Source organism: Streptomyces sp. NPDC030798 (genome assembly GCF_055572275.1).
Genome location: NZ_JBVIDR010000006.1, coordinates 307,825 through 327,656, shown reverse-complemented (window position 1 = coordinate 327,656; position 19,832 = coordinate 307,825). Strand labels below are relative to the sequence as shown.

Here is a 19,832-nt window from a genome sequence, read left to right as displayed (position 1 = left end):
TCCTCCGGGTGGCGCGGTCGCGGACTAAGGGGTGCCCCGCCGAGTGCGGGGGTTCGGTCGCGGCCGTGGGGTCACGGCGTACAGCGGCGGGATGAGATCAACGCTCGGTAAACGAATCGTAATGCAGAGTAAAGGTCGGGAATAGCTTTTCGGTGCAAATGGACCACTTTGTCACCTGTGCGCATGAACCGAGCAGTTCATCGGCTTGTCGTATTAATTCACCTTTTGGTCCCGTGCGACCTTGGCGGCCCTGTCGGCACACAACCGGCAGATCACCAGAAAACGCCCTCATCAGCGTTTGCCTGAGAGAAGGAAGAAGGTGGGGCGGAACATGGCCGCCACCCAGAGGATCGCCGCCGGCGCCGTGGTCGCCGCGGCCTGTGCCGCGTCGTTGGCCGGTTGCGCGACCGGCTCCAACGGCTCGAAGGAAGGAACGTCCGGCCCCCAGAAAGGAGCGCCGGCACCCAACAGCGTGCTCCGCCTGATCGGCGACGGATCCACCGCCTACACCGGTGCGCAGCCGCACCTGCCCGTCCCCGAGCGGCTGAAGCCCGGGGAGAAGCCCCCGCAGTTCGTGGTCTTCTCCTGGGACGGTGCGGGGGAGGACAGCCAGAAGCTGTTCTCCCACTTCCGCAAGGTCGCCAAGGAGAACCACGCGACGATGACCTACTTCCTCAGCGGCGTCTACATGCTGCCGAAGGAGAAGCGGGACCTCTACAAGCCGCCGCAGCACGAGCCGGGCAGCTCGGAGATCGGCTTCAATGACGAGCAGGGCATCGCCGACACGCTCAAGCAGGTGCGGCTGGCCTGGCTCGAGGGCAACGAGATCGGCACACACTTCAACGGTCACTTCTGCGGTCCCGACGGCGGAGTCGGCGAGTGGTCGGTGGAGGAGTGGAAGGACGAGATCGCCCAGGCCAAGCAGTTCGTGAAGAGCTGGAAGACCAACACCGGCATGACGAAGACGGCCCCGCTGCCCTTCGACTACGACAAGGAACTGATCGGCGCCCGCACCCCCTGCCTGGAGGGGCAGAAGAACTTCATGAAGGCGGCCGGCCAGCTGGGCTTCCGCTACGACTCCAGCGGCGTCAACGACCAGGTCTGGCCCAAGAAGAAGGAAGGGCTGTGGGACCTGTCGATGCAGCTCGTCCCCTTCCCAGGGCACACCTACGAGCAGCTGACCATGGACTACAACTTCATGGTCAACCAGTCCGGGACGCAGACCCAGGGCGACCCCGACAAGTTCGACTACTGGGGCGACCAGATGCGCGACGGCCTGCTCAAGGGCTTCTACCGGGCCTACGACGGCAACCGCGCGCCCCTGATCATCGGCAACCACTTCGAGTCCTGGAACGGCGGCACCTACATGCGGGCCGTCGACGAGGTGGTGAAGGAGGTGTGCAACAAGCCCGAGGTGCGCTGTGTCTCCTTCCACCAGCTCGTGGACTGGCTGGACGCGCAGGATCCGCAGACGCTGAAGAGACTGCGCACCCTGAAGGTGGGGGAGGCACCCCGGCAGGGCTGGGCGTCCTTCCTCTCCGGCCGCCCGGCCCCGGCGCCGAAGGGCGTCCCCGGAGCCCCGGCCGTCAAGCAGTAGGCCTCACCGTCGCGCAGCAGCGCTTCTCACCGCCGAGCGGTGAGCCTCACGCGGGAGTGGTCACACCCTCGCTGAGGACGAACCCGGGGTCGACCTGCGCCGCCAGGTCGGCCCCGGTGCGCTCGTTGCCCCACGCCTCGGCGTTCTTCAGGTGGAACTGCACCATCTGGCGCGTGTAGCGCTCCCAGTCACGCAGCTCGTAGGTGGCGTCGGCGGCGGCCCGCAGTGCCTGCAGCGCACGGGAGTTGCCCTCCTCCAGGAGGTCGAACCGGGGCGGGCGGCCCTTCTCCATGGCACGCACCCAGTCCGAGTGCCCGACCGTCACCAGCAGGTCGTCCCCGACCTCCGCGCGGAGGAAGTCGATGTCGTCCTGCGCCTGCACCTTGTTGCCGACGACCTTGACGGCCACGCCGAAGTCGCGGGCGTACTCCTTGTACTGGCGGTAGACGGAGACCCCCTTCCGGGTCGGCTCGGCGACGAGGAACGTCATGTCGAAGCGGGTGAACATGCCGGAGGCGAAGGAGTCCGAACCAGCCGTCATGTCGACCACGACGTACTCGTCGGGGCCGTCGACGAGGTGGTTCAGGAACAGCTCCACCGCTCCCGTCTTGGAGTGGTAGCAGGCGACCCCCAGGTCGGCGTCCGTGAAGGGGCCGGTGACCATCAAACGTGCGGCGCCGCCGTCGAGTTCCACCGGGCGCGCACAGGCGTCGTAGATCGCGTTGGGCTCCCGCACCCCGACCAGCCGCGAGCCCGCGCCGGGCGGGGTCGTCTTGATCATCGTGGCGGCGGAGGCGATGCGCGGGTTGGAGCCGCGCAGATGGTCCTTGATCAGCGACAGCCGTTCGCCCATGGCGGGCAGGGCGGCCGCCTCGGCCTCCTCGAGGCCCAGCGCGGGGCCGAGGTGCTGGTTGATGTCCGCGTCGATGGCGACCACCGGCGCGCCGGCCGCCACGAGGTGGCGGATGAACAGGGAGGAGAGCGTGGTCTTGCCGCTGCCGCCCTTCCCGACGAAAGCAATTTTCATGTTCACGAAGAGTAGTCATGTGATAGCTGTGTGTGTCAGGGGGAGTGAAGAAGACCACTCCTTCGTGGGGTGCGGGCGCAAGGTGCGTAGTGTCGTACTCATGAGTACGACAGGCGCGTCCGCCGATCCGCTCGCGGCCCTGGGTTCGCTGCCCGGTGTGGCCGAGTCCGTGGAGTCCGTGCGCAAGGCCGTGGACCGGGTGTACGGGCACCGCGTCATGCGGCGCCGCAGCAACGAGATCACCTCCGAGGCCGCGCTGCGCGGCGCCCGCGGCTCGGCGGCGCTCTCCGGTGCCGACTGGGCGCTGGAGGAGGTGCGGCGGCGCACCGACTTCAGCGGCGACGCCGAGGCGCGCGTCATGGGCGCGGCGCTCAGGCTGACGGCCGAGGCGGGCCAGCTGCTGTCCATCTGGCGCCAGTCGCCGCTCCGGGTGCTGGCGCGGCTGCACCTGGTGGCCGCGGCGGACAAGGGGCCCGAGGTCGGCCGGCCGCGCCAGGCGGGGGAGCCGGTCGACGAGCCGCTGGTCGAGCTGCCGCTGCCGGACGCCGAGGAGGTCTCCGGCCGGCTCGAGGGGCTCGCGGACCTGATCATCGCGGGCAGCTCCGCTCCGGCGCTGGTGACGGCCGCCGTCGTGCACGGCGAGCTGCTCGCGCTGCGGCCCTTCACCTCGTACAACGGCCTGGTCGCGCGCGCGGCCGAGCGGATCGTCCTGATCGGCAGCGGTCTCGACCCGAAGTCCGTCTGCCCGGCCGAGGTGGGCCACGCCGAGTTGGGGCGCGCCTCCTACCTCGCCGCGCTGGACGGGTACGTCTCCGGCACCCCCGAGGGCATGGCGGCCTGGATCGCCCACTGCGGCCGCGCGGTCGAGCTGGGCGTGCGCGAGTCCACCGCCGTGTGCGAGGCGCTGCAGCGCGGCGCCGCCTGAGCGCGGCACGCCGCGGGGCGGGGCGCGGGGAAAACTGCCCGGACATGGGTTGCGGCGGTACGAGTGCTCGTACCGCCGCTGGCATGCTCACCGGGTTACCAAGCGTCCTCGATGTTCGCCCATCAGGTCGGGTACTTTGCCCGTCACCTGGTGCGGCTGGCCCGTAATCGACGGGTCGACGTCGCGTGGGTGCCCGGTGTTCATGCGCGGTCCGTGGGGCCAAGTGCGTAATGGTAGGTGATCCTCGCGGATGTCCTTTTGGTCACGCGGGCCGTTGCATCCTTTGTACTGCAAGCAGGGAGCAAGCGGAACCCCCGCCTGCACTTCTTTACTTTCACCCGTAAACGGGGCGAATCGGTCGGTCAGGTGGCGAGGTTGCGGCGCCGGCTGGCGTACCAGACCAGACCCGCGGTCGGGGGGGGGGGGGGGGGGGGGGGGGGGGGGGGGGGGGGGGGGGGGGGGGGGGGGGGGGGGAAGGGAGGGGGGGGGGGGGGGGGGGGAGGGGGGGAGGGGGGGGGGGGGGGGAGGGGGGGGGGGGGGGGGGGGGGGGGGGGGGGGGGGGGGGGGGGGGGGGAGGGGGGTTTTTTTTTTTGGGGGGGGGGGGGGGGGGGGGGGGGGGGGGGGAACCCCCCCCCCCCCCCCCCCCGGCGCCGTCATGTCCCCGTGCGGGCCGGGCTCAGCCCCAGCCCCGCGAATCCTGCTTGAGGGCGGTGTCCACGGTCAGGGCCGTCGCCACCACCAGGCTCAGCAGCGGCTCGGACAGCTGGTAGTGGATCTGCAGAACGTAGTTGTCCGCCGTCGTGAACAGCGTCTTGGCGAGGCCTTCCCAGGTCTTGGTGATCCGGGCGACCTCGTTGCCCGCGTGGTCGACGATGGCGAAGTTCCACGCCCGCCAGTTCTCCGCCTTGATCGCGCCGACCTGCTGGCCGTTCACGTTCATCGCGAAGTTGATCTTCCCGATCATGTTCTGCTGGACGATCTCACCGACCGGCGAGCCGTCCGGACGGGTCACGATCACCCGGGACTTGAAGAACTTCGCGGGCCGGGTCAGCACCAGCTGCGGCCGGCCGTGGGCGTCGCGGATCTCCAGCTTGTGGGTCATGAACTGGTCGAGACTGGAGACGAAGCGCGCGATCTTCTTCAGAACGCTCTGCCCGACCTCGACGACCGCGCCGATCTCGCGGCCGTTCTGGTCCATGACCTTGTACTCGTTGGTCAGCTCGATCAGCTTGGCCTTCTGGTTCACCACCAGGACCGGCTCGGTGAACAGGGTGCCGCCGCCGGGGCCGCCGGCCGCGACGCCCGCCTGCTTCTGCACCTGGCGCTGCACCTTGGCATCGGCGGCCTGCTGCTGCGGGAACTGCGGTACGGCCTGCTGCTGCGGAGCCTGCCCACCGGCCTGCCCGTCCGGGTTGGTGTGCTCGGTCCACTGCGCGCCGTCCCAGTACCGGAGCGTCTGCGCCGCCCCGTGCGGATCGGGGTACCAGCCTGCAGGAGTGTTCGATTGCGTGGTCACCGGGGCACACTACCCTGATGTGACCGGTACCTGACCAGTCCGTACGGAGCGGTGTTCATCGACCGTTCGGTCTGCGGCGATCGGCCCGTGACCGTCAGTCCGTGGCGATCGCCGGGTCACTGACGCCGGGGCGTCCGTTCTCGACGTGCCCGGCGAAGGCGCGCAGGAAGGCCGGGTCGGCGTCGCAGGTGACCGTCACGTCGTACCAGCGCCTGCTCGCCGTGAGGTCGACCGTGTGCTTGACGGTCGCGCCGGGTCGCACGGTCACGGAGGCGGGGTGACCGCCGTAACCGTTCACCACCTTCAGCCTCACAGTGCCGGAACCCGTGTTGGTGAAGGTGAGTTGCAGGTCCTCACCCAGGTGCCGGGCGGTGACCTCCGGTCCGGCCGCCTTGCCCTGGCCCTTGAAGACGCGCAGGAAGCCGTTGGGGCCGTGCACGGCGAGGTCGTGCGCGCCGCCGGAGTAGGCCGAGTTCCAGGTGTCGGAGAGCGACGCGCCCGCTTCGGTGGTGTAGGTCCAGGGACCGTCGGCGCGGTTGCCGGAGGTCACCAGGAAGGCGGCGCCCGCGTGCGTCCCCGAGGCGAACGTGAGCGTGAGGGTGCCGGCCGCGGTGTCGGCGCGGCCGTCCACCGCCGGGGCGTACTTCAGCGGGCGGGTGGGCCGGTGGCCGCGCTCCTGCCTGGGCAGGGCGGGGTCGGCGGGCGGCTCGGGCACGTAGTCGGGGTGCCGCTTGCGGTCCGGCGGCTCGTAGGCGGCCGTCGACGGCAGCGCGACCGGCCGCGTGTCCGTGCGGGAGAAGTCGAAGGCGCTGGTCAGGTCGCCGACGACGGCGCGGCGCCAGGGCGAGATGTTCGGCTCCCGCACGCCGAAGCGTCGTTCGACGAACCGGATGATCGAGGTGTGGTCGAAGGTCTCGGAGCAGACGTACCCGCCCTTGCTCCACGGCGAGACGACCAGCATCGGCACCCGCTGGCCGAGCCCGTAGGGGCCCGGGACATGACCGGCATCGCCCTGGAACAGATCGAGGGAGGGGTCCACGGTCGACTTGCCCTGGGCACCGGAGGCCGGCGGGAAGGGCGGGATCACATGGTCGAAGAAGCCGTCGTTCTCGTCGTAGGTGAGGAACAGCGCCGTCCTGCCCCACACCTCCGGGTCGGCGGTGAGCGCGTCGAGGACCTGGGAGACGTACCAGGCGCCGTAGTTGGCGGGCCAGTTGGGATGCTCCGTGAAGGCCTCCGGGGCGACGATCCAGGAGACCTGCGGCAGCCTGCCGGCCTTGACGTCGGCCTTCAGCCGGTCGAAGAAGCCCTCGCCCTTGCGGGCGTCGGTGCCGGTGCGGGCCTTGTCGTACAGCGGGTCGCCGGGTCGGGCGTCGCGGTACTGGTTGAAGTACAGCAGGGAGTTGTCGCCGTAGTTGCCGCGGTAGGCGTCCTCGATCCAGCCCCAGCCGCCGGCGGCGTCCAGGCCGTCGCCGACGTCCTGGTAGATCTTCCAGGAGACCCCGGCCCGCTCCAGCCGCTCGGGGTACGTCGTCCAGCCGTAGCCCTTCTCGTCGTTGCCGAGGACCGGTCCGCCGCCCTTGCCGTCGTTGCCGACGTAACCGGTCCACATGTAGTAGCGGTTCGGGTCGGTCGAGCCCATGAAGGAGCAGTGGTAGGCGTCGCAGATGGTGAAGGCGTCGGCGAGCGCGTAGTGGAACGGGATGTCCTCGCGGGTCAGATGCGCCATCGTCGTGGTGCCCTTGGCCGGCACCCACGAGTCGTACCTGCCCCCGTTGAAGGCGGCGTGCGTGTCGGGCCAGCCGTGCGGGAGGTCCTGGATGAAGGCCAGACCGAGGTCGTCGGCGTCCGGGTGGAAGGGCAGGACGTCCTTCGTGCCGTCGGACTGCCGCCAGACGGACCGGCCGTTCTGCGTGACGGAACGGGGGTCGCCGAAGCCGCGGACGCCGCGGAGGGTGCCGAAGTAGTGGTCGAAGGAACGGTTCTCCTGCATGAGTACGACGATGTGCTCGACGTCCTCGATCGTCCCGGTCCGGTGGTGCGCGGGCAGGGCGGCGGCGCGCTGGATGCTGCTGCACAGCGCCGTGAACGCCGTGGTGGCGCCCGCGACCTGGAGGAATCGGCGCCGGTTGACTTCGGGCATGGGTGGGAGGTTCCTCTCGTCCTGACGTGCGCGCCTGCGCGCGAACACGATGCCGGCGGATGACGGGATCTGCGCGCAGCGAGTGTTCCAAGAGCAGCAAACGTCAGGGAAGGGTGCGGTGACACCCATGTGAAACCCGGCGGTCCGTGAGGTGCCCGCCGGCCACGGTCCGTGCGGACCGTGGCCGGCGGGTGGGCGGGCGGACGGGCCTCAGCTGATGAAGGAGCCCGGGGCGCAGGCGCTCGAGGTCACCCAGGTGTGCGACATGATGTTGTCGTTCATGTTCGCGCCGTTGGTGAACTGGTCGCGGGTCAGGTTGTCCACGTACAGCTCCCCGGGCTTGAGGCAGCCGTACGCCCGGTCGTCGTAACCGGTCAGGTAGTAGAACGCCACGACGTCCTTGCCGCCGACGTACCCGCTGTTCATGACGGACGAGGCCGCGTTGACGTCGCTCCCCTGGAACGGCCCCGCGCCGTCGCCCCAGTTGGAGTCGCTGCCGGGCGTGACGCCGAGCAGCTCGCCCTGGCAGTCGGCGTCCCGCCAGGCCCGCACGTTGCCGTCCCGGCCCGGCCACTTGGCGTTGCAGCCGGAGACCGCGTGGGCGGACGCCGTGGGAAGGGCGACGCCGAGGGCGGCGAGGGAGAGGGTGGCGATGGAGAGGGCGAGTTTACGCATGATCACTCCGGTTCTGTGTGGGTTGGTGACAGGTGGTGCGGTGTGGTGCCGGGCAACCGCGAACGCATCGCGGGGTTCAGGGGGTCGAGGGTTCAGGCGCGGGCCGGGACGATGTGCTCGGCGCGGCGCAGGGCCTGCTGCCTCAGCCGTCGGTAGGCGTCGAGCGTGCTGCCGTACCGGGCGGGGAGCCGGCCGACGTAATAGGCTTCCCGCGCGCGGCCGACCGAGCCGAGGGAGACCCGGCGGGCGCAGGTGGCGTCGGCGACCGCGATGCGGGTCTCGGCCGCGTAGGCCTTCGCCTCCTCGGCCCGGCTCCGCCCCGCGCGGTCGCCGAGGGCCGCTCGGCGGGCGGCGGCCGGGTCCGGGTAGGGGTGGCCGGCCCGGCTCATGCAGCGCGACCAGGCCCGCACCGCGGCGGCGAAGCGCCGGTCCTTCAGCAGCTTGCCGACGTACAGGGGGCGGAGGTTGCTGACGGTCGTGTCGAGGCGGAACCAGGTGACCGGGTCGCCGTACAGCCTCTTCTCGGCCTCACCGGTGCAGCCGCCGTACTGCTTGGCGACCGTGCCCCCGGCGGGCGCCGCGACGCGCAGCAGCTCGGCGCGGCGGCCGCCGTCCAGGGCGGTGTCGTAGCCGGACTTCCGGGTGCCCTCGAGTGACGCGCGGTAGGCGATGTTGGGGTTGTGCAGGCGGGCCCGGTCCTCCTTGGCCTCGATCCGGCTGCCGTAACCGTGGGCGCGGGCCCAGTGGACGTCGTCCTGGACGTAGCCGAGGGGGCGGCTCTCCTCCAGGGTCAGCGTCCGCTCCTCCCAGTACCGGAAGCCGTGACGCGCCATGCACTGCTGGACCAGGCGCTGTTCGGCGTCGGAGATCCGCAGGTCCTCGGCGTGGGTGAGATCCCCTACGGAAGTGCTCCCGACCGGTGCCGCGAGCCGGCCGGTGCCGGTGTCGGCGGCGCAGCCGGTCAGGGCGAGGGCCGCCACCGCGACGACGGCGGCCGCGTGCGCGACCGTACGGCCGAGGGCGTGGGTGCGCTGCATCGTGGATCTCCTGGGCGTGGGCGAAGGGGCCGGCCCACCGGGATGTCGTCCCTCGGGCGCCGGTTGTGTGGGCTGCACCGCGAAGTGCGGTGTGCCTTCGCTGCGTTGACGGTGCGCGTGGCCCGTTCGTATGACACGGGTGGCAGGTGAATTCGTGGAGTGCCCGGCGCGCGTCGCGGCAGGGATGCCAAGCCGCCCCGGCGGTCATACGAAGGGCGCCGTCACGCCGTCTCCCGTACGGGCGGCTCTCCGGCCACCGGGCGGATCCGGACAACTGCCGGACGGAAGGAGGACGGGCGCGCGGAGCCCTCCCCCGGGACACGGGGCGCGATTCCGTCCCCATACCGGGTCTTGAGGCCGGTTTCGGCCCTGCGTGTGCGGGGACGGGAACCGGTCACGGCGGCCCGGTCGTCGGCATGTCCGAAGGGGCCTCGCGGATATCGTTGTCACCATCCGCGAGGGGGCGGACGGTACGGCGATCGGGGTCCCATGTTCGAGGTACGTCTGCTCGGGCCGGTGGAGGTGTGGGAGGGCGGCCGGCGGGCTCCGCTCGGCGGTATCCGGCCACTCGCCGTGCTCGGTGCCCTGGTCGTGCACCTGGGTGAAGTGGTCTCCACCGAGCGGCTCGTGGACCTCGTCTGGGACGAGAGCGCCCCGGCGACGGCGGGGGCGCTGGTCGCCACGCACGTCTCGGCGGTGCGCCGCGCCCTGTCCCGGATCGGCGCGGCCGAGGTCATCCGCACCCGCCCGCCCGGGTACGTCGCCGAGGTCGACCCCGCGCAGGTCGACGCCCGCCGCTTCGAACAGCTCCTGTCCGCCGCCCGGGTGGAGGCTGCCTCCGGCCGGGCGGCCGCTGCGGTGGATCTCCTCGGTGAGGCGCTGGGGCTGTGGCGAGGGCGGGAGGCCCTGGAGGGGCTCGGGCAGACCTTCGCGCGGATCGAGTCGGCGCGGCTCGCGGAGCTGCGGCTGGTCGCGCAGGAGGAGTCGTTCGGGCTGCGTCTGGAGCTGGGCCGGGAGGACGAGACGATCGCCGCGCTGCTGGCGCACGTCGCCGCTCATCCCTTGCGGGAGCGGCCGCGCGGCCAGCTGATGACGGCGCTCTTCCGCACCGGCCGCGTCTCCGACGCGCTGCGCACCTATCAGGAGGGGCGCGAGATCCTCCGGGAGGAGCTGGGCATCGACCCGGGGCCTCAGTTGCGCACCCTGCACCAGGCGGTCCTCACCCATGACACGGCTGTGCTGGGCAGCCCGGCGGGGCGGAGCACGCGGGGTCCCGCCCCGCTGCCGGCCCGCTCCGGGACCGACGGGGAGCACGGGGCCCAGCCGGGGACTCCTGCCGATGCACCGACGCCGGGCACGCACCGGCAACCCGACGGCCCGGACGCCTCCGCGCACCGGCAACCCGACGGCCACCACCGGGACACCGGCCGACCCCCTGGGCCGCACGCCGGGCCCTTCGCGGACACCGGCCGGCCCCACTCCCCCACCGGCCCGCACCCCGACCGACCGGACTCCGCCCCGCACGCCGGACCCGACGCCGGGCCCTTCGCGGACACCGGCCAGGACACCGGCCGCGGTTCCGCCGCCGTCCCGCACACCCGCGGGCCCTCCCCTGCCACCCACCCCCGGGCCGGCCGGCCCGACTCCGCCGCCGTCCCGCACACAGGCCAGGACACCGGCCGACCCGACTCGGCCGCCCGCCCGCAGACCGGCGACGACGGTGACCGGCCCACCGCCGCCACCCGCACGCCGGTCGGCCGGGACACCGGCCGAGACGGCGCCGCCGCCTTTCTCGCGCAGCACGACCGCGCCGCCGTCCCCGGGACCGGCCCGCTCCCGGGGTGGGCGGGCCCCGTCACCCTGCCGCCTTCCGCTCCGGGCTCGCCCGCGACCGCCCTTCCCTCCCCGCGTCCGGTTGCCACCTCCACGCCCACCCTCACCCCCTCCCACCTTCCCCCCGACATCGCCGACTTCGTGGGCCGGGAGGAGCAGGTCGCCTGGGCCGTCGGGCTGTTGGCGGCGGCCGGTGCCGCTGGGCGGACGGCACCGCCGATCGGGGTGATCTCCGGGCGTTCGGGCACCGGGAAGACCGCGCTCGCCGTGCACGTCGGCCACCGCACCGCCGAACTCTTCCCGGACGGGCGCCTGTTCATAGACCTGCGGGCCGCCGACGCCACCCCGCTGCAGCCCGCGGACGCCCTCGCCCGGCTGCTGCGGGCCATGGGCGCCGCGCCGGAGACGCTGCCGGGCAGCCTGGAGGAGCTGACCGGCCTGTACCGCACCCACATCGGGCACCGCAGGATCCTGCTGATCCTCGACAACGCGGCCGGCGAGGCGCACGTACGTCCCTTGCTGCCGCCCGGCGCCGGCTGTGCCGTGCTGGTCACCAGCCGCCGCCGGCTGGTGGCGCTGGAGGGCGCGGCCCATCTGGACCTGGCCGTGCCCGGCGAGGAGGACGCGCTGGAGCTGCTGCGGCGGGTGGCCGGGCGGGAGCGGATGAGCGCCGAGCCGGAGCAGGCGGCGGAGATCGTCGCACTGTGCGGCCGGCTGCCGCTGGCGGTCCGCATCGCCGGGGCACGGCTCGCGGCGCGCCCGCACTGGGCGCCGGGCCGGCTCGCCGGGCGACTGCGCGACGAGCGGCGGCGGCTGAACGAGCTCAGCGCCGGTGACCTGGGCCTGCGCTCCAGCCTCGAACTCGGTTACGCCGACCTGGATCCGCCGGAGCGGCGCGCGCTGCGCCGGCTGGCCCTGCTCGACCTGCCGGACTTCGCCGCCTGGATCGCCGCCCCGCTGCTCGACATCGGCACGGAGGAGGCCGAGGAGGCCGTCGAGCGGCTGGTGGACTGCCACTTCATCGATGTGATCGGCGTGGACGGCACCGGCCGGGCCCGCTACCGCATCCACGACCTGGCCCGCGAGCACGCCCGGGAGCGCTGTCTGACGGAGGAGAGCGCCGAGGAGCGTGCGGCGGCGGTGCTGCGGCTGGTGGCCTGCTGGCTGGACCTCGCCCGGAAGGCGGCCGCGCGGGGGCCGGGCGGCGCGGCCCGGCACTTCCCGGAACCGGCTGCCGTACGCCCCCTCGATCCGGAGACGGAGGCCGCGCTGCTGGAGCGGCCCGCGGCGTGGTTCGCCGCCGAGCAGGCCGGGCTGCTCGCGGCCGCCGTGCACTGCGCGGACCATCACCTGCCGCGCGCGGCGCGGGACCTGGCCGGGGCCCTGATGGCTGGTTCGGCCGCCCTGTACAACCAGTTCGACGCCTGGTCCCGCTCGCACACCGCGGCCATGGCGGCGGTGCGCCGCGGCGGCGACCGGGAGGGCGAGGCCTGGCTGCTCACCGGGCTCGGCCAACTGCGCTACGAACAGGACGACTTCGACGCCTCGTACGCCTTCTTCGCCGACGCGCTGCGGCTGTTCGAGGAGTGCGCGGACGTACCGCAGGGGGCGGCCATGGCGCTGGCCGGGATGGGCACGGCCCGGCGTGAACAGGCCCGCTACGACGAGGCGTCCACGCTGTTGCAGGCGTCGCTGGAGCGCTACGGCCCCTCCGGCGACCGGGGCGCGCGGGCTCGGGTGCTGTACGGCATCGGCTACGTGCACCGCGAGCGGGGCCGGGGTGCCGAGGCCCGGCAGGCGCTCGCTGAGGCCCTGGAGCTGTACCGCGCCGTCGCCGACCGGCACGGCGAGGGTCTCACCCTGCGCTCGCTGGCCCTGTGCCACCGCGCCGACGGCGAACCGGAGGAAGCGGAGCGGGTGTTGCACGAGGCGCTGGGGTTGTTCACCGCGCTGCAGGACACGTTCGGCGTGATGTACACCGAGCAGTCGCTGGCCAAGGTGGAGCTGCGCACGGGCCGTACTGGGCGGGCCGTGGAGCGGCTCGGCCGCTGTCTGGCGGTGGCCCGGGAGCGGCAGGACCGGTTCGGGGAGGCGCTGGTGCTGCGCACCCTGGGCGAGGCACACCTGGCGGCCGGCGACACCGACACCGCCCGTGACCCCCTGGAACGGGCGCTGGCGGCGTGGGAGGAGCTGCGCCTGCCGGTGTGGGAGGCGCGGACCCGGTGGGACCTGGCGGCGGTCCGGGCGGCCGACGGGGACGAGCCGGCGGCGCACGCGGCACGGGCCGAGGCGCTGGAGGTGTTCCGCTCGCTGGGGTGCCGGGAGGCGAGGGAGCGGGCGGACGCGCTCGGCTGACCACGGCGTGCGGCCGGCCGACGGCGTCCCGGTTACCGGTTGCCGGTTGCCCGCCTGCATCATCCCTGCTCAGCGGCTTGCAGCGAACCTGCAGAGCCTTTGCAGAGGCTCCCGCCAGGCTGTGAGGCGTGACGGACATCATCCCGCTCTCCGATCCGCGGGTCGCCGAGGTCACCGAACACGAATGCGGTGAACCCCTGGTCGACCTGCGTGACGTACCCGAGCTGCGGCTCGACGCACGGCAGGCCGACGACACCGGCGCCTACGCCCATCTGCGCTCCGGGGCGCTCGGGCGCCTCCTGCGGGCGCAGGGGCTGCTGCCCGCCGGGATCCGGTTCCTGGTGGTGGAGGGGTACCGGCCGCCGGAGCTGCAACGGCGCTACTTCGAGGACTATGCGGCCACGCTGCGCCGCGCCCGTCCCGGCGCCGCCCCGGAGCTCATCCGCGAGCTGGCCAGCGCCTACATCTCCCCGCCGGAGGTCGCCCCGCACGTCAGCGGCGGTGCGGTGGACCTGACGCTCTGCCTGGCGGACGGCACCGAACTGCCGCTGGGCACCGAGGTCAACGCCACCCCGGAGGAGAGCGCCGGCGCCTGCCGCACGGCCGCGACGAACATCGGCCCCGAGGCCCGTACCCACCGGGCCCTGATGGAGCGGGCGCTGACCGCGGCCGGCTTCGTCAACTACCCCACCGAGTGGTGGCACTGGTCCTACGGCGACCGGTACTGGGCGCTGCTGCGCCACGCCCCGGCCGCCCACTACGGACCCACCGCACCGCCCGCACCGTCCGCACGGACCGCATGACCGGCGGTCCGAAGGCACCCGCACCGGCATCGCCCGGGGCACCGGGACACGACAGAGCACGACCGACGATCGGGGGACACCGATGGAGACCAGCGGAGGCATGTGCGCCCAAGCGCCGCGCGAGAACGAGCGCGTCGGCCCGGGCGAGTTCGACGCCGCCTTCACCGCCGACATGCCGCGGCTGCGCCGCCGCCTGCTGGCACTGACCGGCAATCCGCACGACGCCGACGACCTGCTGCAGGAGACCTACCTGCGGCTCTCCCGGCGGGCCCGTGCCAGCGGCCTCGCCCAGCAGCACCACCCGTACGCCTACACCTGCACGGTGGCCCTCAACCTGCTGCGCGACTCCTGGCTGCACCCCTCCCGGCGGGAGCGCGCCACGGACCGGCTGCCGGAGGCCGGCTGGGACGGCGGGCTGGGGTCCTACGAGGCGAGTGCCACGGCCCGGGCGCTGCTGAGCGTGCTCTCCCCGAAGGAGGCGGCCGCGGTGGTCCTCGTCGACCTGGAGGGCCTGAGCCACGACTCTGCCGGTGAACGCCTCGGCGCCCACCGGGGCACGGTCCAGCGCAACCGGATGCGCGCCCTGGCCAAGATGCGCGCCGCCCTGGCCGCCCAGGGCTGACCGCCCCAAGACCCGGTGCCGCGCCCGACGGGGGTGGGCGCGGCACCGGAACCGGCGCCCTCCCGGCGTACGGTGCCGCGCACATACCCGACACCGCCGCACCTCCCGGGTGACGGCCGTACGGAAGCAGCGCGCACCCCACCGCCACCCGCGTCCCGGGTGACGGCCGGCAGGCGCCGTGCACACACCCCCCACCGCCGTCACCCGCACCGGGGTGACGGACCGTCGACGAAGGATGTGCTCCGTGCAGACCAGAACCACCCGCCGGCTCACCGCCCAGGCGCTCGCCACCACCGCGGCGGCGGCGCTCACCACGCTCGCCCTGCTGCCCACCACCGCTCACGCGGCCCCCGCCGCCCGGCACTCCACCGCCGCCGCCCGCGACGCGAGTTGCGGCGTCCTCTCCCCCGGCGCCTCCGCCACCGCGCAGGCCGCCGTGGATGCGGCCTGCTCGCAGATCGGCGTCTGGTACAGCTGGGGCGGCGGCCACGGCGCCACGCCCGGCCCGACCTACGGCTACTACGACGGGTCCGACCCCGACAGCATGCACGACAACGAGCGCAAGGGCTTCGACTGTTCGGGCCTGATGCGCTACGCGTACTACCGGGCGACCGGCAAGGACCTGCTCAACGGCACCGCCGACGACCAGTTCCACAGCTCGCACGCCGCCGTCCGCTTCTCGGCCGGCCAGGGCACGGCCCCGCTGGTGCCGGGGGACCTGATGTTCTGGGGCAGCGGGCACATCCACCACGTGGCCATGTACCTGGGCGCGGGGCAGATGATCGAGGCGTACGAGTCCGGCACCCACATCCGGGTCGCACCGGTGCGCACCGGAGGCGACTACGCGGGCGCCGTCCGCATCAACCCGACGGGCAGCCCGACTCCCCCGCCGGCCGACGGCGGCACGGTCTTCGAGACCTGGGGCACCGGGGTGCGCACCCACACCTCGCCGAGCGTGCACGCCTCCGTGGCGGACACCTTCCCCGGGCCGACGCAGGTGTCGGTGCAGTGCCAGGAGCACGCGGAGACGGTCACGGCCGAGGGCTACACCAACGACATCTGGTCGAAGCTGGCCGACGGTTCATGGCTGACGAACATCTACATCAAGGGACCGGCCGCGCTGCCCGGCGTCCCCGACTGCGGGGGCAGCAGCCCGACCCCGCCGAGCGGCGGCAGCAAGCCGCACCAGACGTGGGGCACCGGGGTGCGCACGCACAGCCAGCCGAACGTCAACGCGTCCGTGGTGGACTACTTCGCCCAGCCGACCACGGTCAACGTGGTCTGCCAGGCCCACGCCCAGGAGGTCACGGCCGACGGCTACACCAACGACGCCTGGTCCCGGCTGACCGACGGCTCCTGGATCACCAACATCTACCTCAAGGGCCCGGCCTGGCTGACGGACGTGCCCACCTGCTGACCGCCCGCCGCTGACACTCAGCTAACGGGCCGAGTGCGCCGCCCAGTCGAGGATCTGGACGGCTGCTCCGGCGGCCTCCAGGCCATGACAGCGGGCCCGGTGACGGCGTTCGATGCCGTCGAGGTCGAGGCGGGTGCCGAAGGCCGGGTGGGCGGCCAGGCGGCGGGCGTAGGCCCACAGCACCGGGTGGTCGGCGATGCGCTGTACCGCGGCGGCATCCAGGTGGTTGCGGTGCACGGTGTCGAGTTGGACCAGTGCGACCCACAACTCGACGTCGGCGGCAGTGACTTCGTCACGGATGAGGTAGGTCCGCCCGACCAGCCGGCGCTCCAGCGCGCCCAGCGTGTCCAGCAGCGTCCCGAGCGCCGCATCGCGCTCCGCCTGCTCACCGCCGGCCGAACCGGCGCGCTGTGCTGCCTCGTCCATGTCCTGCGCGCACATCCGCTCGACGGCCTCGATCTCCGACTCCGCGCCGCGGGGGTAGGGCGAGGGGCGGTCGCTGCCGAACCTCCGGGCGAGGTCGCGCATGATGTCCGGGGCGTGGGTGCTGACGATCCGTCCGGACCAGTCGTCGCTGAGCACCGGAGCGACGGCCGGGCCGGTGTACCGGTGGGCGCTCGCCTCGTACAGCGGACGCAGAGCCGAGTGACCGCCCTCGGGACAGTCGGGCACGGCGGGCAGCAAAGTCGACGGACAGACGGTGTCCAGACCGAGCAGGCCGTGGACGACGGCAATGCGGAGGCCGTCGGGACAGGCGGTCGACAGATGGAGGCGGTAGCGGCCGGGCACGGCGTAGTGGCCACTGCGCGCGTCCCTGCCGATGCGGCCCCGGAAGGCCGGTGCGGGCCGGTCGGACGCGTTTGCGGCCAGCGGTGTGACGGTCATGACTCTCCCCGGAGGCGGGCGCGGACGTACGCGCGGCGGAAGCGACGTCAAACGAGAGAGCAGGGCTCACCTGTGCGCACCGGACCGGACGAAACCCCAGGGAAAAGGGGACGCCGTCGGCGCGGGACGGGCGCGGCTCAGCCCTGGGACCTGATCGCACTGCAGACGCGCTGCAGGTCGATGTGGCGGCGGGAGGTGAGAAGGAGAGGCGGACGGCTCACTCGGACGGTGACCGCTTCCATGCGCCTCATATTTCCCTACCTGTTCACTAGGATTCCCTCAGTGAGTGTCGATCCCACCGACATCGACGTCAAGAGGGGCGTCCCACATCGCGGACGTCCCGGTGGACGCGACCCCACTCAACAACCGCCGAGGAGCGCTTCCGTCTGGCAGAAGCCGCCTTGCGCAGCCGCCGGAGCCGTCAGGACCCTGATCCCAACCACGGCACGCGGGGTGACGACGCCCCGCCGGGACAGGGACGGAACCCCCATGCCTCACACAACCGCCTTCGCCAGGAACCAGTGGTACGTCGCCGCCTACAGCGAGGAAGTCGGCCGGGAGTTGCTCGGCCGGACGATTCTCGGGGAGCCGCTGGTGCTGTACCGCGCCGAGGAGGACGGTGCGCCGGTCGCCCTGCACGACCGGTGTGTGCACCGCCGCTACCCGCTCTCGGAGAGCGGCCTGGACGGCGATCGGATCGTGTGCGGCTATCACGGGTTCACCTACGACCGGACCGGCGCCTGCGTGTACGTGCCCGGTCAGAAGCGGGTGCCCCGTACCGCGCGCGTCGCCTCGTACCCGGTGGTCGAGCAGGACTCCCTGGTCTGGGTGTGGATCGGCGACCCCGCCCTCGCCGACCGGCAGACGATCCCGCGGGCCCGGCACCTGGCCGCGCCGGGCTGGGTGACCGTCCGCGGCATGGAGCCGATCGACGCCGACTACGGCCTGCTCGTGGACAACCTCCTCGACCTGTCCCACGAGACGTATCTGCACGGCGGCTACATCGGCACCCCCGAGGTCGCCGAGACCCCGATCACCACCGAGGTGGACGAGGGCGCGGGCGTCGTGCGGGTCAGCCGGCACATGGGGGACGCCGAGTGCCCGCCGTTCTACGCCCGTTCGACCGGCATCGAGGGCCGCATCACTCGCTGGCAGGACATCGAGTACCACGCGCCCTGCCTGTACCTGCTGCACAGCAGGATCGCGCCGGTGGGGGTGCTGCCCGAGCCGGACGGCAGCGACCCGAACGGCTTCCACACCGAGATCACGTACGCGATCACGCCGTCCGCCGACGGCAAGGTGTACGACTTCTGGATGGTCTCCCGTGACTGGGCGACCGGCGACGGCGAGGTCACCGAGTTCCTGCGGGGCAGCAACCACACCGTGGTGATGCAGGACGTGGCCGCGCTCAACCTGCTCCAGCGCACGCTCGGCACCGAGCGCACCGGCTACCAGGAGCTGAGCATCAACATCGACACCGGCGGTCTCGCCGCCCGCCGCATCCTCGCCCGGCTGGTCGAGGAGGGCGCCAAGCCGGTGGAGCGGGTCCGGTGAGCGCGCCCACGGGTCAGATCTACCGCATCGACTGGCTGCCGGGCACCGACGTGCTGCACGGCACCTGCCACTGCGGGGCCGAGCACACCTCCCGGGACCCGGTCGGGATGTGGAAGTGGATGCTCGCCCACCCGGAGGGGCACCGGCTTCCGGAGGGAGGGGCGGCGGCGTGCTGAGCGAGATCCAACTCGTCGTGTCCGAGCGGCAGTCGGTGGCCGACGGCGTCGTCGCGCTCACCCTGCGCCATCCGCTCGGGCAGGAGCTGCCCGGGTGGGAGCCGGGTGCGCATGTGGACCTGCTGCTGGGGCCGGGGCTGGAGCGGCAGTACTCGTTGTGCGGCGATCCCGCCGACCGGTCGGCCTGGCGGATCGCGGTGCTGCGCGAGCCGGACGGGCGTGGCGGTTCGGCCCATGTGCACGGGCAGGTGGGCGCGGGCGACAAGGTGCGGGTGCGCGGGCCGCGCAACCACTTCCGGCTGGAGCCCGCGTCCCGCTACCGGTTCGTCGCGGGCGGCATCGGCATCACGCCGATCCTGCCGATGCTCGCGGCGGCCGAGGCGGCGGGCGCCGAGTGGTCGCTGCTCTACGGCGGCCGCACCCGCCGGTCGATGGCGTTCACCGAGGAGTTGACGCGCTACGGCGACCGGGTCGCCCTGTGCCCGCAGGACGAGGCCGGGCTCCTCGACCTGGGTCCGGTGCTGGACGAGGTCCCGGAGGGCACCCTGGTGTACTGCTGCGGTCCGGCGCCGCTGCTCGACGCGGTCGAGGAGCGCTGCCCGGGCGGGGTACTGCGGGTGGAGCGGTTCCGGCCGAAGGAGCACCAGGGCGGCGTTGACCGTGAGTTCGAGGTGGTGCTGGCCCGCAGCGGGCGTGCGGTCACCGTCCTGCCCGGTGTGTCCGTGCTGGACACGGTTCGCTCGGCCGGGGTCGAGGTGCTGTACTCCTGCGCCGAGGGCACGTGCGGCACCTGTGAGACGGACGTGCTGGAGGGCGGCCCGGAGCACCGGGACTCGGTCCTCACCGAGGAGGAGCGGGCCGCGGGCGACACGATGATGATCTGCGTGTCCCGGTGCCGGGGCGCCCGGCTGGTGCTGGATCTGTGAGGCGGGGCCGGTTCGGGGGGTCAGGTAGGCCTCGACCTCACTGAACTGCCCGGCCGGCCGGCCGGTGTTGGCGCTGACCGTCAGCCGCAGACGGCGTGGATCGGTGCCGCTCCGCAGGGAGACGGTGGCCGTGTTGCCGGTGGCCGGGTCGAAGCGGTGGTCCCGGGCTCCGAGGACGGTGGAGCAGGTGGAGCCGTCGGTGCTGCCGAACACCGTCACGGTCCGGGTGCGCGCGCCCCGGGCCGGCGAGGGCGGCAGCTTCGGCACCAGACTCGGTGAGGGTGAAGGCGCCGGAGTTCGCCGGGTTTCCGGCCCGGCTCCGTCGGTGACCTGAACACCGA

16 protein-coding genes and 1 pseudogene are annotated in these 19,832 nt (G+C 72.9%); 9 read left to right on the top strand and 8 right to left on the bottom strand.

Annotated features, from left to right (window positions below; genetic code table 11):
* Positions 1 to 331: 331 nt before the first annotated feature.
* A complete protein-coding gene (locus tag ACZ404_RS16720) occupies positions 332 to 1,597 on the top strand; it encodes a polysaccharide deacetylase family protein (RefSeq protein WP_468440373.1) in 1,266 nt (421 codons plus the stop codon).
* 46 nt (positions 1,598 to 1,643) lie between these two features.
* On the opposite strand, the gene ACZ404_RS16715 is transcribed toward ACZ404_RS16720, so the two are convergent.
* Positions 1,644 to 2,624, bottom strand: coding sequence for an ATP-binding protein (locus ACZ404_RS16715; RefSeq protein ID WP_468440371.1), 981 nt, complete (start codon positions 2,622 to 2,624; stop codon positions 1,644 to 1,646).
* Between the two features lie 100 nt (positions 2,625 to 2,724).
* Here ACZ404_RS16715 and ACZ404_RS16710 point away from each other — a divergent pair, with 100 nt between their 5' ends.
* A complete protein-coding gene (locus ACZ404_RS16710) occupies positions 2,725 to 3,549 on the top strand; it encodes a Fic family protein (protein ID WP_468440369.1) in 825 nt (274 codons plus the stop codon).
* Positions 3,550 to 4,225: 676 nt separating this feature from the next.
* Here the strand turns inward: ACZ404_RS16710 and ACZ404_RS16705 are convergent.
* From ACZ404_RS16705 to ACZ404_RS16690, 4 genes are all read right to left on the bottom strand, one after another.
* Positions 4,226 to 5,065, bottom strand: a complete 840-nt coding sequence (locus ACZ404_RS16705) for an LURP-one-related family protein (protein ID WP_468440367.1) — start codon at positions 5,063 to 5,065, stop codon at positions 4,226 to 4,228.
* Between the two features lie 94 nt (positions 5,066 to 5,159).
* Complete coding sequence (locus tag ACZ404_RS16700; protein ID WP_468440365.1) at positions 5,160 to 7,208, bottom strand: phosphocholine-specific phospholipase C; 2,049 nt, start codon at positions 7,206 to 7,208, stop codon at positions 5,160 to 5,162.
* 210 nt (positions 7,209 to 7,418) lie between these two features.
* Positions 7,419 to 7,883, bottom strand: coding sequence for a hypothetical protein (locus ACZ404_RS16695; protein ID WP_468440364.1), 465 nt, complete (start codon positions 7,881 to 7,883; stop codon positions 7,419 to 7,421).
* Positions 7,884 to 7,975: 92 nt separating this feature from the next.
* Entirely contained in the window at positions 7,976 to 8,920 is a 945-nt protein-coding gene (locus ACZ404_RS16690; protein WP_468440362.1) for a hypothetical protein, read from the bottom strand.
* Between the two features lie 489 nt (positions 8,921 to 9,409).
* Between ACZ404_RS16690 and ACZ404_RS16685 the strand changes: the two genes are divergently transcribed.
* The 4 genes from ACZ404_RS16685 (at position 9,410) to ACZ404_RS16670 (ending at position 15,950) form a co-directional block, all read left to right on the top strand.
* On the top strand, positions 9,410 to 13,108 hold the full coding sequence (locus ACZ404_RS16685) for an AfsR/SARP family transcriptional regulator (protein ID WP_468440360.1): 3,699 nt from the start codon (positions 9,410 to 9,412) through the stop codon (positions 13,106 to 13,108).
* A 128-nt stretch (positions 13,109 to 13,236) separates the two neighbouring features.
* On the top strand, positions 13,237 to 13,911 hold the full coding sequence (locus ACZ404_RS16680; protein ID WP_468440358.1) for a M15 family metallopeptidase: 675 nt from the start codon (positions 13,237 to 13,239) through the stop codon (positions 13,909 to 13,911).
* An 82-nt stretch (positions 13,912 to 13,993) separates the two neighbouring features.
* Complete coding sequence (locus ACZ404_RS16675) at positions 13,994 to 14,533, top strand: RNA polymerase sigma factor (RefSeq protein ID WP_468440356.1); 540 nt, start codon at positions 13,994 to 13,996, stop codon at positions 14,531 to 14,533.
* 244 nt (positions 14,534 to 14,777) lie between these two features.
* Positions 14,778 to 15,950: a C40 family peptidase gene (locus tag ACZ404_RS16670; protein ID WP_468440354.1), complete on the top strand. Its 1,173-nt coding sequence runs from the start codon at positions 14,778 to 14,780 to the stop codon at positions 15,948 to 15,950.
* Positions 15,951 to 15,971: 21 nt separating this feature from the next.
* Here the strand turns inward: ACZ404_RS16670 and ACZ404_RS16665 are convergent, their stop codons facing one another.
* Together ACZ404_RS16665 and ACZ404_RS16660 are read right to left on the bottom strand one after the other, a co-directional pair.
* Positions 15,972 to 16,835 carry a glutathione S-transferase C-terminal domain-containing protein gene (locus ACZ404_RS16665; RefSeq protein ID WP_468440352.1) on the bottom strand — a complete coding sequence of 288 codons (864 nt, stop codon included), beginning with the start codon at positions 16,833 to 16,835 and terminating at the stop codon, positions 15,972 to 15,974.
* A gap of 137 nt (positions 16,836 to 16,972) precedes the next feature.
* Positions 16,973 to 17,077, bottom strand: coding sequence for a putative leader peptide (locus ACZ404_RS16660; protein ID WP_468440350.1), 105 nt, complete (start codon positions 17,075 to 17,077; stop codon positions 16,973 to 16,975).
* 247 nt (positions 17,078 to 17,324) lie between these two features.
* On the opposite strand from ACZ404_RS16660, the gene ACZ404_RS16655 reads away from it, so the two are divergent.
* Genes ACZ404_RS16655 through ACZ404_RS16645 form a run of 3 tightly spaced genes read left to right on the top strand, consistent with a single transcriptional unit; the run spans position 17,325 to position 19,491 of the window.
* Complete coding sequence (locus ACZ404_RS16655; RefSeq protein ID WP_468440348.1) at positions 17,325 to 18,389, top strand: aromatic ring-hydroxylating dioxygenase subunit alpha; 1,065 nt, start codon at positions 17,325 to 17,327, stop codon at positions 18,387 to 18,389.
* Positions 18,386 to 18,565 (top strand): hypothetical protein, encoded by a 180-nt coding sequence (locus tag ACZ404_RS16650; RefSeq protein ID WP_468440346.1) that lies wholly within the window; start codon positions 18,386 to 18,388, stop codon positions 18,563 to 18,565. Before ACZ404_RS16655 ends, ACZ404_RS16650 begins: the two co-directional genes overlap by 4 nt.
* Positions 18,559 to 19,491: a PDR/VanB family oxidoreductase gene (locus tag ACZ404_RS16645; RefSeq protein WP_468440344.1), complete on the top strand. Its 933-nt coding sequence runs from the start codon at positions 18,559 to 18,561 to the stop codon at positions 19,489 to 19,491. Before ACZ404_RS16650 ends, ACZ404_RS16645 begins: the two co-directional genes overlap by 7 nt.
* A gap of 18 nt (positions 19,492 to 19,509) precedes the next feature.
* Here ACZ404_RS16645 and ACZ404_RS16640 read toward each other — a convergent pair.
* A pseudogene (locus ACZ404_RS16640) lies at positions 19,510 to 19,761 on the bottom strand (discoidin domain-containing protein); the annotation flags it as partial.
* Positions 19,762 to 19,832 lie beyond the last annotated feature (71 nt).

What these genes read in the sequence shown, in the direction of transcription:
- ACZ404_RS16720 (WP_468440373.1), top strand. Translation starts at nt 332, where the DNA reads ATGGCCGCCACCCAGAGGATCGCCGCCGGCGCCGTGGTCGCCGCGGCC.
- ACZ404_RS16715 (WP_468440371.1), bottom strand. Translation starts at nt 2,624, where the DNA reads ATGAAAATTGCTTTCGTCGGGAAGGGCGGCAGCGGCAAGACCACGCTC.
- ACZ404_RS16710 (WP_468440369.1), top strand. Translation starts at nt 2,725, where the DNA reads ATGAGTACGACAGGCGCGTCCGCCGATCCGCTCGCGGCCCTGGGTTCG.
- ACZ404_RS16700 (WP_468440365.1), bottom strand. Translation starts at nt 7,208, where the DNA reads ATGCCCGAAGTCAACCGGCGCCGATTCCTCCAGGTCGCGGGCGCCACC.
- ACZ404_RS16695 (WP_468440364.1), bottom strand. Translation starts at nt 7,883, where the DNA reads ATGCGTAAACTCGCCCTCTCCATCGCCACCCTCTCCCTCGCCGCCCTC.
- ACZ404_RS16690 (WP_468440362.1), bottom strand. Translation starts at nt 8,920, where the DNA reads ATGCAGCGCACCCACGCCCTCGGCCGTACGGTCGCGCACGCGGCCGCC.
- ACZ404_RS16685 (WP_468440360.1), top strand. Translation starts at nt 9,410, where the DNA reads ATGTTCGAGGTACGTCTGCTCGGGCCGGTGGAGGTGTGGGAGGGCGGC.
- ACZ404_RS16675 (WP_468440356.1), top strand. Translation starts at nt 13,994, where the DNA reads ATGGAGACCAGCGGAGGCATGTGCGCCCAAGCGCCGCGCGAGAACGAG.
- ACZ404_RS16665 (WP_468440352.1), bottom strand. Translation starts at nt 16,835, where the DNA reads ATGACCGTCACACCGCTGGCCGCAAACGCGTCCGACCGGCCCGCACCG.
- ACZ404_RS16660 (WP_468440350.1), bottom strand. Translation starts at nt 17,077, where the DNA reads ATGGAAGCGGTCACCGTCCGAGTGAGCCGTCCGCCTCTCCTTCTCACC.
- ACZ404_RS16655 (WP_468440348.1), top strand. Translation starts at nt 17,325, where the DNA reads ATGCCTCACACAACCGCCTTCGCCAGGAACCAGTGGTACGTCGCCGCC.